The sequence below is a fragment of the Vibrio sabulosilitoris genome (assembly GCF_055391395.1).
In genome coordinates, this window is the sequence record NZ_AP029599.1 from 2,394,719 (window position 1) to 2,408,306 (window position 13,588).

A 13,588-nucleotide genomic window follows, 5' to 3' on the forward strand; every position below is an offset into this window, starting at 1 on the left:
GCGCTAGTCCTAATTTAGATTCTAGCTGACCCTGCCTATCCACTAACAAACCAAAAGGCGGTTTCGCGTCTAACTAGACTTTGGTTACCTTTGCATCTTACACAAGCGCTTAGAATAAAGGTAAAATATCTGTCTCCCTCGACTCTAAATCACCGTGATAACATGCTAAACTCTACATCACTTGGGTATATCGCCCTACTTTATTCAATAGAGAACCACCATGCCTTTCGCACAACTTGGCCTAAGCCAACCACTGAACTCTGCTCTTGAGCAACTTGGCTACCGCAAGCCCACCACTATCCAAAACCAGGCGATCCCTGTCATTCTTCGAGGCGATGACTTGATTGCTGCGGCGCAAACCGGCACGGGTAAAACCGCTAGCTTTGTCCTCCCTATGCTTGAAAAGCTCAGCCAAGGTCAAACACAACGCAAAAAGCGAATTCGTGGTCTTATTCTTGCCCCCACTCGCGAGTTAGCTATCCAAGTTGAAAGTAAGATCCGAGACTATGGTCAGCAGCTATCCCTGACATCACTGGCGATGTACGGTGGTGTTGATGAGCAGCAACAAAAGCAGGCACTGATTTCGGGCGTGGATATTTTGGTTGCAACACCTGGTCGTCTTTTGGATATGTATGGCAAGCGTGCGGTGTATTTTGAAGAAGTTGAAATGCTAGTTCTTGACGAAGCGGATCGTATGCTCGACATGGGCTTTATTGAAGACATCAATAAAATCCTCGACCGCCTGCCGGTTGACATTCAGCACCTACTCTTCTCAGCGACTCTATCCAATAAGGTACGCGATCTAGCAAAAACGGCGGTTCATGACCCTTATGAGATAAGTATTGCTGCTAATCAAGCCTCGAAAGCGAATATTGAGCAGTGGCTGATCACGGTCGACAAAGACAAGAAATCAGCACTGTTAAGCCACTTAATTCAAGAAAATAAATGGGATCAAGCGCTTATCTTCATTGAGACCAAACACGGCGCAGCCAAGCTAGCTACCCAGTTAGAGAAGCGTGGTATTCACGCCGAGGCTTTTCACAGTGGTCGCAGCCAAGCTGTTCGCACTCAGCTCCTGGCAGATTTCAAAGCGGGCAAGATCCAATATATGATTGCCACTGGAGTCGGCGCGCGTGGTATCGATATCGAAGGGCTCACCCGAGTAATCAACTACGATCTGCCTTTCCCTGCCGATGAGTATGTCCACCGCATTGGCCGTACTGGCCGCGCTGACGCGCAAGGTGAAGCCATCTCGTTCGTATCAAAGGACAACTTCAAGAACTTGTGTATGATAGAAAGTCGCTTGGGCCACCTTATTGAGCGACGCGAGGTCGAAGGCTTTGCCCCACGCAAACCAGTGCCGATTTCGATTCTAAACTACGTACCTAAACACAAGCGCGAAGCAAAAGAATCCTAATCGCATCAGCGGCAACCTAAATTGTGCCTCACTCTTTTTGCCCCGTTGGTTACAGCGGGGTGAAAGAAAACTAGATTTTAGTCTCACTATCCGGCTAGTTGAATGTTATTTGCTTGCGCAACACACCTAAATTTCGCCTCGATTTCAAAACCTTGTTGGACTTCATTCTCCACCTGTGACTCAGTAAATATCCATATTTCCTTAGTGGTCTTCTTGGTTTCAAAAACCGTGACTTCCCCTGTTTGAGTTTGCTTAATCTCAATCACCTCAAAGTTGGGCCGCTGCTCAACCTCACACCTTGATTTCATAATCCCTAGCAACATGTTGAATGTTTTGGTCTTAGTTGATCCCTCAACAATAGTCAGAAACTCATTTTCTCCTATCGGGATCGCCCTGTCAGACATATAAATATTGGTGCAGCCTGCCAATGATAACATTAACACCACAAGTAGTACCTTCACTGTTAGTCCCTTATTCGAACGTACATCAACACATCGGTTATATACCCATTCGACACAATCTACTTGCTGTAAGATCAACAAAAGCTCGGAAAACAAGATTTGCCGAGCTTTATTGCTGACTAATTATTGAACACTATTAGTAACCCACCTGTTCGCTATGACAGGGTTACCAGTTAGAGCATTCACAACTTTCGAATTGCATCAACATAGTCTTTACTCCAAGCGTATTTCTCAAATACGTCTTCATAGATTGGCGCTACAGCTGACACATTCCAATTGTAAAACTCATCACTCGGTTGAATGATCTCTAATCCTTGTGCCTCAAAGTATGCCAGTGTTGAATCATTCTCTTCGATGGTCATTTTCGATGCGAGCTGACCAAATTGCTTAGACTCCTCATCTATGATTGTTTTGTGATCCTCACTGAGCGACTGGTAAAAATCTTTGTTCATTCCCAGATTTAGAGACGTAAACATGTGATTGGTGACAACGATATATTTTTGTACTTCATGAAAGCCTTGCGATTTGATCGAACTTAGCGGGTTTTCTTGCGCATCAACCACCCCTTGCTCAAGGGCAGTAAACACTTCTGTGTAGGCCATAGTCTGCGCGTTTACACCTAAATTGTTTGACATAGCGACAAAGGTTGAGGCATTAGGAATTCTTAAACGAACCCCTTTGTAGTCATCAGGTGAAGCGATAGGCTTGTTGGAACTTATGACGCGAAAACCAAGAATAATGTTGGCTAGATGCTTAACGTTGTACTCTTCAAATGTATTTTCGATATCGTGAGAGATGTCTGAGTCATAAAACTTTTGTACATGCTCGTAATCTCGAAACAAGAACGGCATTTCAACAAAACCAAGCTTGTAGTCAAGATCTTGCATCAAAGAGCCAAAGATAGCCGCTTGGATCGTTCCGTTTCGGATACTATTGATCATCTGCTTCTCGTTGCCAAGAGTAGCATTGGGGAAGATGGATACAGTAAGCTCGCCGTCTGTCCGCTCCTCAACATTCGCCTTAAATTTCTCTAAAGCAATATGATGGGGATGAGTCTCCGGCCAATAATGGGCAATTTTTATCTCTTTGCTATCACTGCCAAACAAACCGAGAAACGCATGGCTTTGGAATGCTAACAAAGCGGTGACGCACAGTAGTATTATCCGTTTAAAACCTAACATACAAACTCCTCGCTATCCTAATAGCTGTATTGGGTACAGAATGATTTGGGGGAAGGCCACAACGAGCATGAGTATCGCGATGTGGACGATTAAGAACGGTAAGACGCCACGGGCAACGGCGCCAATACCGATTTTCGAAATACTCGAGCCAACGTACAATACCGTGCCGATTGGCGGTGTGATTAACCCAATGCTGAGGTTGATCACCATTAAGACACCAAAGTACACCGGGTCGATACCGTAACCAGTCACCACTGGTAGCAGCACAGGGGCAAAAATCAGAATCGCAGGCACCAAGTCCATCACACAACCGATAAATAACAAAAACACCATTATGATCAATAGTATAATCGTTGGGTCAGATGAGATTGAGTTGAGTAAACTCGCGAGCTCATTCGGAATACGAGCCACAGTAATCGCATAGGCAGAGACCATAGCAGAGGCCGCGATAAACATTACAATCCCTGTGGTTTTGATGCTCGATAGAAAAATCTCATACATATCGTTCAGTTTGAGCTCACGATAAGCCACCGAGATAATGGTGACATAAGCGGCAGCAATTACCCCAGCCTCTGTGGGAGTGAACACCCCACCACGCAAACCTACAATAATGATGATCGGCAGCATCAATGCCCAGATGGCATCCTTGAACAGCGTCCACACCTCTGCTCTGGTGCGTTTTGGATAGGTAGGCGTCTCACTGTTTCGATAAATAAACTTCCAGCACAGCCATAAGCCGACACACATTAATAGTGCGACGGGTGCTCCGCCGATAAAGAGCTTAGTAATACTCACTCCACCTATAACACCAAAGACAATCATAGGGATGGACGGAGGCATAACCAGAGCAATAATGCCGACTGCACAGATTATCCCGGTGGAGGATTTTTTCGAGTAGCCTTTCGACAGCATCATTGGGATTAAGATCGCTCCAAGAGCAGCAGTATCGGCGACCGCTGAGCCAGATAAACCTGCAAATATTAACCCAGAGATAATCGCCACATAGCCAAGTCCACCGCGAATATGTCCCACCAGCGACATGGCAAACTCCACTATCCGCGTCGATACGCCGCCACGCTTCATTATTTCACCGGTCAAGATAAAAAACGGGATAGCCATCAATGAGAAGTTATTCGCCCCATTGATAAAATACTCCGCCATGATTTGATGATCATAAATACCCAACACTGCGAGCATCATGGCACCGGATGCCAACATGGCAAAGCCCACAGGAACGCCGATAAAGAGCATGATGAACAAAGAGATCAAGAAAAAGTAAATCATGCCTTGCCCCCACGCTTGAACAGAAGTGAGTAAAGATTACCGGTAGTAATGACAATGATCAGAATCGATGCAAATACCCCCGCGAGATAAATGACAGAACTCGGTAAACCCGTCGAAGGAAGGCCTTGATTATGTGTTAGGGCAGCGAGTTTACTCCCACCGATAAGCACACTCATACTGACCAAAATGACAACGACTAAGGAGAGGGTTTGTAGACCCTTTTTCAGTTTTGGCCTACAGCGCTCTACAATCACATCCACCATCAAATGCGAGCCTTCTTTACAGCCAACTATAATGCCAAGAAAGACAACCCAGACAAAAAATACGCGAGATAACTCTTCAGACCAAGGAATGCCTGAGTTAAACAAATAACGCAACAGTACATTGGCTAGAACAAAGCACACCATACAAAGTAAAGAAGCAATCGCAAGATAATTGATTAACTTATATAAATACTGGCTAAAACGATTCCCCATCTGACCTCCTATTCAACCAAACCAACAGCCAACTCGACCTAATTGGTAGTACCAATATAATTTCATCCCTCACTAAAAAACTGTGACTAGCGCCAGTTTATGTCTTGTGGATAACAACCCAGACCAGCATTTGTGACTTATCACCAGTTTTCTACATCGGAGCAAGTTTTATTCGTTAATTATCAAAAATTGGTAATACCAATTTACTCAAATAGTTTAAATCTGGTAGTCTTGTTTGCGACTGTTCAAGGACAGCAATGGGAAAGGTGCTTCAAACTTAGGAGTATTGAGAAAGGGATAGCTTTGACAATCTTATGAAAAATAACAACAATGCTTGAAACAGGTGTAAGTTAACCGGAAAATTTCTGTTCACCATGACAATCACAGAAGATATTATTGATACTCTAGGTCAGCAAATCGTTGATGGAAAATATGTGCCGAATGAAAAACTACCCAACGAGCGAGATTTGGCGATGCAGTTTGGTGTGGCTCGGGGACGTATTCGTGAAGCACTGCGTGGCCTCTCCATGGCAGGCTTAGTCGAGATAAAAAGAGGTAATGGTACCTTTGTCAAACACCCGGATTTATGGGTCAATTCTTCCTCTGTTCGTTGGGCATTCTGTGAGACCAGTGCCTCAGTCGAAGAGCTATTAGTGGTTCGTGATGTGCTAGAAAAAGGCATTTATGAGCAGGCGTATAATCACTGCAACAATTTAGATTTAGACACCATCCACCACCGTCTTACCCAACTTAAACACACCCTGTCACGAGATATCAAGGAGTTCGCCGACGCGCTCGACGCTTTTGATTTGGAGATGGCAAGAATATCGCGCAACATCCTTTTTCTTAGACTCTTCCAAGCGTTATTAATCTTGCGAAGAGACAAGGTTGAGTTGATCCTTTCAATTGAGGGTAGCCGTGCACAAAGCTTACTCTTGAGGGAGCGCATCTACACCAGCTTTAAAGAGCGAGATAAACAGCAAGCGTTGGAGGCGATTGATGACTTTTTTATCAAAACTCGCCATTTTCTAAAGGACATGCCCCATCGTTAGAGTCAATACGCCATGAGTCTTTTCATAGCGTATTGACTGTCATTCTAGCTGTTCGCCGGATATCGTATCCAAGTATTCACTAAGTCAACCTCTGTCTGACCCTTGGTTTGATCGCCCGCCTAAGTTACCTGTTAACTTTATTTTGGGTAATTGGATGGGAAGAGTGCACGCTTGGCTTGCTCGTCAAGATCGGACTTAAAGGCAATACCCTCGCCAGTTTGCCTCGCCCTAGCAACAGCAGGACGTTGATTGACTGAATTAAACCAGCGCTCGATATTGGGATACTGCATCAACGCCCCCTCGCCTAATACACGCTCGACGCGATCGATCCAGCCCCAGGCGGCCATATCCACAATACTGTAGTCATCACCAACAATATACTGTCGCCCGTTTAACTGTTGATCAAGTACCTCATAATGACGCTGCGCTTCTCTGAAATAGCGGTTTGCCGCATAATCGAGTCCCTCTGGCGCAGCGGAACGAAAATGCACCGACTGACCAGAGAAAGGACCAAGACCCGAGGCGATGAACATCAGCCAAGACAGGATTTCTCCGCGATCACTCGGCCGTCCACCGAACCGTCCGGTTTTATCTGCAAGGTAGAGTAGAATCGCGTTTGAATCGAACACGCACTGATCACCGTCGATGATAGCGGGTGTCTTGCCGTTAGGGTTGATAGCTCGGTATTCTGGAGTGTGCTGTTCCCCTTTCCTAGTATCGACTGGGATCAGCTCAAACTCCAGATCAGCTTCATTAAGAAACAAAGCCACCTTCATCGGGTTGGGTGTTGGATGAAAATAGAACTTAATCATGACGCCACTCTCCTTTATTTGAACAGTCATTCAATTATTGTAAAAACGATCGCCTAGATATCAATATAATGCAAGTAAAAGACTTATAAATCACTATCCTGTCCACAATGTTCAACTACACTTTGATCAAAAACAGGGTTAAGAACATATGACGATACCAACGCTTCATCAAACCATCATCGATGACGCCTTCAAGGCGTTTCTTCTTGCGCTAGACGAGGGTGCTGACTGTAACCAGCTCGATCCGTTAATGGGTAATGCACCACTGCATATTGCAGCACAGCAATCCTCGGCCAAATGGGTACGACGACTGCTCGAGGCTGGTGCTTTGGTCAATCTTCAAACCCCCAAACACGGTGTCACGCCTCTGATGATTGCCGTTTGGCATCGGAACCCCGAAGTGGTCAAAATACTGCTTCAAGAACCGGACATTAATATCGAGATCATCTCAACCTTTGGCCTTAGAGCCGAGCAGTTAATTGATTTTGGCGCGAGTGAAGCAGATGCCTTTGGCGCACAACAAAGCACAGAAATGGCGGGCTACTTTGCCCGCTATAAACAGAAATTGAGTGCGCTGAACCAACAGCTCTCTGCCTATGCTATCGTGACCGACACCGAGTTAAGCGATAATGAAAAGGCACAGAAGCTGCGCAGTCTCTCTGACCTGTCGACACTCAACACCACCACTGCCGTCACCTGCTCCGGGAACGATGAACATACCGCGGTAATGGTGGCCGCAAGGGATGGCCTAGCCGAGACTTTAAAAGCGCTAATGGATTTAGGCGGTGATCAGACCATTCCTGATCACTATATGAAAGCCATCCCTCTGCACAAGGCAGCCTACAATGGCCATGCCGAGTGCATCCGGGTTCTATCTCACTATCCCGGGTTTGCTGAAACAATTAACTCCCAAGGACCGAACAATGGCTATACACCTTTGCACGATGCCATCTGGCATGGTCACCTTGAGGCTGCATCACTGCTCATTAGAGCGGGTGCAAATACCGAATTGAAAGGGTTTGATAGCAAAACGCCGATTGAGTTAGCAAAAGAGTTTCACTATCAAGCCATCGTCGATTTGCTTGTATAGACACGCGTGGCAGGCACTACTGTCGCGTAGCGCCTGCCTGTTTTTTTGCCATACCAATTAGCGGCCAAGCACCCGCTCTATTTCACCAAGGCTCGTAGGATCATCAATGGTTGACGGCACGGTATAATGCTCGCCATCGGCGATTTGTCGAATGGTGCGACGCAGGATTTTACCCGAGCGCGTCTTAGGCAAACGATCGACAACTAAAGCATGTTTAAAGCACGCTACCGCACCAATCTGGTCTCTTACTTGATTTACCAACTCATCCTCAAGCTCAGTCACATCGACATTAATACCATCCTTTAGCACCACCAGCCCAAGCGGCAACTGACCTTTGAGATCATCATGCACACCAACCACAGCGCACTCTGCAATGGCCGGATGTCCGCCGACAATCTCCTCCATTTCCCCTGTCGACAAGCGATGCCCAGCCACGTTAATCACATCATCAATGCGCCCCATGATAAACAAATACCCATCTTGATCGAGATATCCGCCATCCCCCGACACATAGTAACCAGGGAACTGGCTCAGATAACCACTGGCAAAACGATCATGATTGCGCCAAACAGTTGGTAGGCAACCCGGTGGCAGCGGACGCTTTAATGCCACAAAGCCCTGCTTATTAGCCTCTTGAGGCTGGCCGCTTTCATCCAAGATCACCACATCGTAGCCAGGGGTCGGCTTGGTAGAAGAACCCGCTTTGACTAACATGGGTTCAATCCCCATCGGGTTGGCGGCAATCGCCCAGCCCGTCTCAGTCTGCCACCAATGGTCAATCACAGGCTTGGTGGTTTTGCTCTCTACCCACTCCAAAGTCGGCGGGTCAAGACGCTCCCCGGCCATAAAGATACTTTTGAGCCCACTGAGATCGTATCGACCAATCAACTGCCCATCGGGATCTTCTTTTTTAATCGCGCGAAACGCCGTTGGAGCTGAGAACAGCACATCCACTTGATACTGCTCACACACGCGCCAAAACGCCCCGGGATCCGGAGTTCTCACCGGCTTACCCTCATAAAGAATCGTGCTACAACCATGGATAAGTGGGCCGTAAACAATATAAGAGTGCCCCACCACCCAGCCTACGTCTGACGCAGCCCAGTAAACACCATCTTGCGGCATAGCATAAATGGCACTCATTGAATACTTCATCGCAACCGCATGCCCTCCATTGTCACGCACGACCCCCTTCGGCTTACCGGTTGTTCCCGAGGTGTAGAGAATGTACAGCGGGTCAGTTGAGCGCAGCGGCACACATGGGTGCGCTTTGGCGTGCTCAACCTGTGCCTGCCAATCAAGATCACGCGGCGCAATCAATGGTGCTTGGCACTGGGGCCTTTGATAAACAATAACTTTTTCCGGCTTCCAACGACTCTCCATCAAGGCACGGTCAATCAGTGGCTTGTACTCAATGACCTTATTTATCTCGATACCACATGAAGCAGTGAGCACCAGCTTGGGCTCAGCATCTTCAATTCTCACCGCTAACTCACTGGCCGCAAAACCACCGAACACCACCGAATGAATGGCACCAATGCGCGCACAAGCTAGCATCGCCATTGCCGCCTCAGGGATCATTGGCATATAGATCACCACGCGATCTCCGCGTGTTACCCCTTGATCCGCCAACATGCCTGCAACTTTGGCCACCTTGTCGCGCAACTGTTGATAGGTGTAGGTTTGTTGACTCCCTGTCACTGGGGAGTCATAGATCAACGCTACCTTGTCGCCGCGCCCCTGCTGACAATGCACATCCAACGCCAACCAAGCGGTATTGAGCTCGCCATCTGGAAACCAGCGCTCGATGCCATTGTCATCGGCTTCAAAGGCAACCGATGGCGGTGTGAACCAGTCGAGGTGCTTGGCTTGCTCGAGCCAAAATTGCTTAGGGTGCGATTGAGCTAACTGATATTGCTTGTGATATTCAGACATAACATTCCCTCCAGCGCGATTGGCGCTGTCTAATGCTTTCACGCAAGCCGAGAAAGCAAAAATTCCACTTTCGATTAAAACGCTATTTGGTAAGGTGTTGCGGCACTCGCACCGCCCCCTCCATCAACACCCTAGCGCTGCGGCTCATTGTCACTGCCTTGATCTGCCAAGTGCCATTTTCTTGACTACTTTGTGCTCCCACCGCTAACGTTCCCGATGGGTGGCCAAACACAATCCGCTGTCGCGACTCACCACCAGCAGCGCGGTTGACCACAGTACCCGGAATCGCCGCTGCACTCGCGATGGCCACAGCAGCGGTGCCCATCATTGCATGGTGCAGCTTACCCATCGACAGCGCTCTTACCGACAGTTGATAGTCTTGCTTCATTACCGTTTTGCCACTCGACGAGACATAGTCCTGCGCCGGACTGACAAAGGCGACTTTCGGAGTGTGTTGACGCTGTTTCGCCTCCTCAAGATCTGTGATCAGCCCCATTTGGCATGCCCCATAGGCGCGGATGCGCTCAAACCTGTCGAGCAGCTCCGTATCAGAATTAACCTGTGCCTGACTCTCTATGCCCGAAAGTCCCATTGACTCAGCATCTATAAATATCGTCGGGATCCCTGCGCTAATTAGCGTTGCGTTAAAAGTCCCTACACCCGGTACTTCGAGCTCATCGATAAGCTGGCCAGTGGGAAACAGCTTTTCATCATCATCGTTTGGCGCGACAAAACTAACCTTAAGCTCTGCAGCTGCAAAGGTGACACCATCGAGGAAAAAATCACCCAACTCCTTGACTTGACTATCACAAACCGGAACATCGACTAAGATTGTTTTGCCTATATTTGCCTGCCAAATTCGCACCTGCACATGGCCGTCATCAGGCACAAGCTGGGGATCAATCAAACCAGCATGCAAGGCAAAAGGCCCTACTGCAGCGGACAAATTACCACAGTTACCACTCCAATCGATCATGGGTTGGTCAATGGACACCTGACCAAATAGGTAGTCTACATCGTGACCCTCACGCTCGCTCCGGCTGACAATCACCACTTTACTGGTGCTCGAGGTAGCGCCTCCCATACCATCAATTTGGGCCTTATAGGGATCAGGGCCGCCAATCACGCGCTGGAGCAACTGATCCCGTACAATGCCGGGCTCACGCGCTGCAGCCGGCAGGTCATCCAAACTAAAGAAGACGCCTTTGCTGGTTCCCCCACGCATATAAGTCGCCGGTATCGCAATCTGCTTGTTCATAACACTGTCCTTAGCTGAGAAACTCTTGGGCAAAGCGTTGCAATACCCCTCCGGCTTGATAAACCCGCACCTCATCCTCGGTATCAAGGCGGCAAGTCACTGCGACATCAAGCTTTTCGCCATTTGCCCTGGTAATGACGAGGGCCAATTGCGCACCCGGTGTGATATCGCCGGTGACATCGAAGGTTTCCGTGCCATCAAGCTCTAAGGTATGGCGATTCATTGGCGACTGAAACTCAAGCGGTAACACGCCCATCCCGACTAGGTTAGTGCGATGAATACGCTCAAACCCTTGCGCGACTATCGCTTCGACACCCGCAAGACGTACCCCTTTTGCTGCCCAGTCGCGCGAAGAGCCTTGACCATAATCAGTACCTGCGACCACAATCAATGGCTGTCGGCGCGCCATATAGGTTTCAATCGCTTCCCACATCCGAGTCACTTTGCCTTCCGGCTCTACTCGCGCCAGCGAGCCTTGGACAACACTTCCCTGCTCGGTGATCATCTCGTTAAGCAGTTTGGGATTGGCAAAAGTGGCGCGCTGCGCGGTTAAGTGATCACCTCGATGCGTGGCATAGGAATTAAAATCCTCCGGTGCGAGCCCCATCTTAGCTAGGTACTCGCCAGCAGCACTCGTGGGCAAGATAGCGTTGGAAGGTGACAAGTGGTCGGTGGTAATATTGTCCCCTAATATCGCCAACGGTCTCATCCCACTGAGCGTGCGCGGCACAGCAAGCGCCCCTTGCCAGTATGGGGGACGGCGGATATAGGTGCTTTGCTCACGCCATGCGTACAGGGGAGCAATAAGCTTGGCTTGAGACTCGGGTTTGAACATCTGGATATAGACTTGTTGAAACTGCTCGGGTCTCACGCACTCACTGACGACCGCATCAATTTCTGCATCCGAAGGCCATAAATCTTTGAGATAAATCGGCTCTCCATTGGAGTGATAGCCGAGCGGGTCTCGCTCGATATCAAAGCGAATGCTACCCGCAATCGCATAAGCCACCACGAGTGGAGGCGAAGCAAGGAAAGCTTGTTTGGCGTGGGGATGAATACGACCATCAAAGTTGCGATTACCCGATAACACCGCGGTGGTATACAGGTCACGCTCAAGGATCTGCTGCTCAATTTTTGCGTCGAGCGCACCACTCATGCCATTGCAAGTGGTACACGCATAGGCCACGATACCAAAGCCCAACTTTTCCATCTCAGCGAGCAAACCTGCCTGCTGCAAATAGAGCTTGGCGACTTTTGAGCCAGGCGCAAACGATGACTTAACCCAAGGTTTGCGTATTAAGCCTAGCTGGTTGGCTTTTTTCGCGACCAAGCCCGCGGCAACCACATTGCGCGGATTACTGGTATTAGTGCAAGAGGTAATCGCCGCAATGATCACTGCGCCATCTGGCAGATTGTCACTGTCTGCAGCCTTAGCTGCTTCAAGTGAGTGAGCCGTAGCAATACCCCGTTCTGATAACTGGGTGGTTGCCACGCGTCGGTGCGGATTTGAAGGGCCGGCCATATTGCGCGTAACCTTGCTAAGGTCAAAGGTCAGCACCCGCTCATACTGCGCATCTTGTAACTCATCGGCCCACAAACCCGCTTGTTTTGCATAGGTCTCGACTAAGGCTACTTGCTGCGGATCACGTCCGGTAAGTTTGAGGTAATCGATGGTTTGCTCATCGATATAGAACATACCCGCCGTAGCGCCATATTCTGGGGTCATATTGGAGAGGGTGGCTCTATCACCAATCGTTAAAGACCGGGCTCCCTCACCAAAGAACTCGAGATAACTCGACACCACGCGCTGCTCGCGCAAAAACTCAGTGAGAGCTAGGACAATGTCTGTTGCAGTGATCCCCTCTTGGCGAGTACCCACAAGTTCGACACCAACAATATCGGGCAAACGCATCATAGAGGGTTGGCCGAGCATCACTGTTTCCGCCTCGAGTCCCCCAACACCGATGGCAAGCACCCCCAAACAGTCGACATGTGGCGTGTGACTGTCGGTGCCAACACAGGTATCAGGAAAAGCGATGCCATTTTTTGCTTGTATGACTGGTGACATCTTCTCGAGATTGATCTGATGCATGATGCCATTACCGGCTGGCACGACACTGACATTGTCAAATGCATGCTTGCACCAATCAATAAAGTGGAATCTATCCGCGTTGCGTCGATCTTCAATCGCTCGGTTTTGCTCAAACGCGTCAGGCTCAAAGCCTGCATGCTCAACCGCAAGCGAATGGTCGACAATCAGCTGCGTTTCCACCACTGGGTTGACCTTGGCTGGATCGCCGCCCTGCTCTGCGATGGCATCGCGCAGCCCTGCCAAGTCCACCAGCGCAGTCTGACCTAAGATGTCGTGACACACCACTCGTGCTGGGTACCATGGAAAATCGATTTCACGCTTGCGCTCAATCAGTTGCAGCAAGCTGGCACTCAAGTGTTCAGGTGAGCAGCGCCGCACCAACTGCTCAGCCAGCACACGACTGGTATAGGGTAGTGTTTGATAGCTGTTGGGTTTGAGTGCCTCGACTGCCTCCCTAGCATCAAAATAATCTAGGTTCGAATTGAGTAACCGCCGACGATAACGACTATTAACCTCTTGATTCATATTAG

General features: G+C 48.8%; 11 protein-coding genes. 3 read left to right on the forward strand and 8 right to left on the reverse strand.

Annotation, left to right across the window (positions count from 1 at the left end; all coding sequences use genetic code 11):
• Positions 1-220: 220 nt before the first annotated feature.
• Positions 221-1,417: a DEAD/DEAH box helicase gene (locus ACZ5R2_RS11295; RefSeq protein ID WP_464899476.1), complete on the forward strand. Its 1,197-nt coding sequence runs from the start codon at positions 221-223 to the stop codon at positions 1,415-1,417.
• Between the two features lie 86 nt (positions 1,418-1,503).
• Here the strand turns inward: ACZ5R2_RS11295 and ACZ5R2_RS11300 are convergent, their stop codons facing one another.
• The 4 genes from ACZ5R2_RS11300 to ACZ5R2_RS11315 form a co-directional block, all read right to left on the reverse strand.
• Positions 1,504-1,878 carry a hypothetical protein gene (locus ACZ5R2_RS11300; protein WP_464899477.1) on the reverse strand — a complete coding sequence of 125 codons (375 nt, stop codon included), beginning with the start codon at positions 1,876-1,878 and terminating at the stop codon, positions 1,504-1,506.
• Between the two features lie 182 nt (positions 1,879-2,060).
• Positions 2,061-3,059, reverse strand: coding sequence for a TRAP transporter substrate-binding protein (locus ACZ5R2_RS11305; protein ID WP_464899478.1), 999 nt, complete (start codon positions 3,057-3,059; stop codon positions 2,061-2,063).
• 12 nt (positions 3,060-3,071) lie between these two features.
• Entirely contained in the window at positions 3,072-4,343 is a 1,272-nt protein-coding gene (locus ACZ5R2_RS11310; RefSeq protein ID WP_464899479.1) for a TRAP transporter large permease, read from the reverse strand.
• Complete coding sequence (locus ACZ5R2_RS11315) at positions 4,340-4,819, reverse strand: TRAP transporter small permease (protein ID WP_464899480.1); 480 nt, start codon at positions 4,817-4,819, stop codon at positions 4,340-4,342. The genes ACZ5R2_RS11310 and ACZ5R2_RS11315 overlap by 4 nt, the downstream gene beginning before the upstream one ends.
• 374 nt (positions 4,820-5,193) lie before the next feature.
• On the opposite strand from ACZ5R2_RS11315, the gene ACZ5R2_RS11320 reads away from it, so the two are divergent.
• Positions 5,194-5,871, forward strand: a complete 678-nt coding sequence (locus ACZ5R2_RS11320) for a FadR/GntR family transcriptional regulator (protein WP_464899481.1) — start codon at positions 5,194-5,196, stop codon at positions 5,869-5,871.
• A 137-nt stretch (positions 5,872-6,008) separates the two neighbouring features.
• Here ACZ5R2_RS11320 and ACZ5R2_RS11325 read toward each other — a convergent pair whose 3' ends face one another.
• Positions 6,009-6,683 carry a glutathione S-transferase family protein gene (locus ACZ5R2_RS11325; protein ID WP_464899482.1) on the reverse strand — a complete coding sequence of 225 codons (675 nt, stop codon included), beginning with the start codon at positions 6,681-6,683 and terminating at the stop codon, positions 6,009-6,011.
• 148 nt (positions 6,684-6,831) lie between these two features.
• Here ACZ5R2_RS11325 and ACZ5R2_RS11330 point away from each other — a divergent pair, with 148 nt between their 5' ends.
• Positions 6,832-7,773: an ankyrin repeat domain-containing protein gene (locus tag ACZ5R2_RS11330; RefSeq protein ID WP_464899483.1), complete on the forward strand. Its 942-nt coding sequence runs from the start codon at positions 6,832-6,834 to the stop codon at positions 7,771-7,773.
• 57 nt (positions 7,774-7,830) lie between these two features.
• Here the strand turns inward: ACZ5R2_RS11330 and ACZ5R2_RS11335 are convergent, their stop codons facing one another.
• The 3 genes from ACZ5R2_RS11335 to acnD all read right to left on the reverse strand — a co-directional run bounded on the left by ACZ5R2_RS11335 (position 7,831) and on the right by acnD (position 13,583).
• Positions 7,831-9,708 (reverse strand): propionyl-CoA synthetase, encoded by a 1,878-nt coding sequence (locus ACZ5R2_RS11335; protein WP_464899484.1) that lies wholly within the window; start codon positions 9,706-9,708, stop codon positions 7,831-7,833.
• Positions 9,709-9,790: 82 nt separating this feature from the next.
• Positions 9,791-10,966 carry a 2-methylaconitate cis-trans isomerase PrpF gene (gene prpF / locus ACZ5R2_RS11340; protein WP_464899485.1) on the reverse strand — a complete coding sequence of 392 codons (1,176 nt, stop codon included), beginning with the start codon at positions 10,964-10,966 and terminating at the stop codon, positions 9,791-9,793.
• 10 nt (positions 10,967-10,976) lie between these two features.
• Entirely contained in the window at positions 10,977-13,583 is a 2,607-nt protein-coding gene (acnD, locus tag ACZ5R2_RS11345; RefSeq protein WP_464899486.1) for a Fe/S-dependent 2-methylisocitrate dehydratase AcnD, read from the reverse strand.
• Positions 13,584-13,588 lie beyond the last annotated feature (5 nt).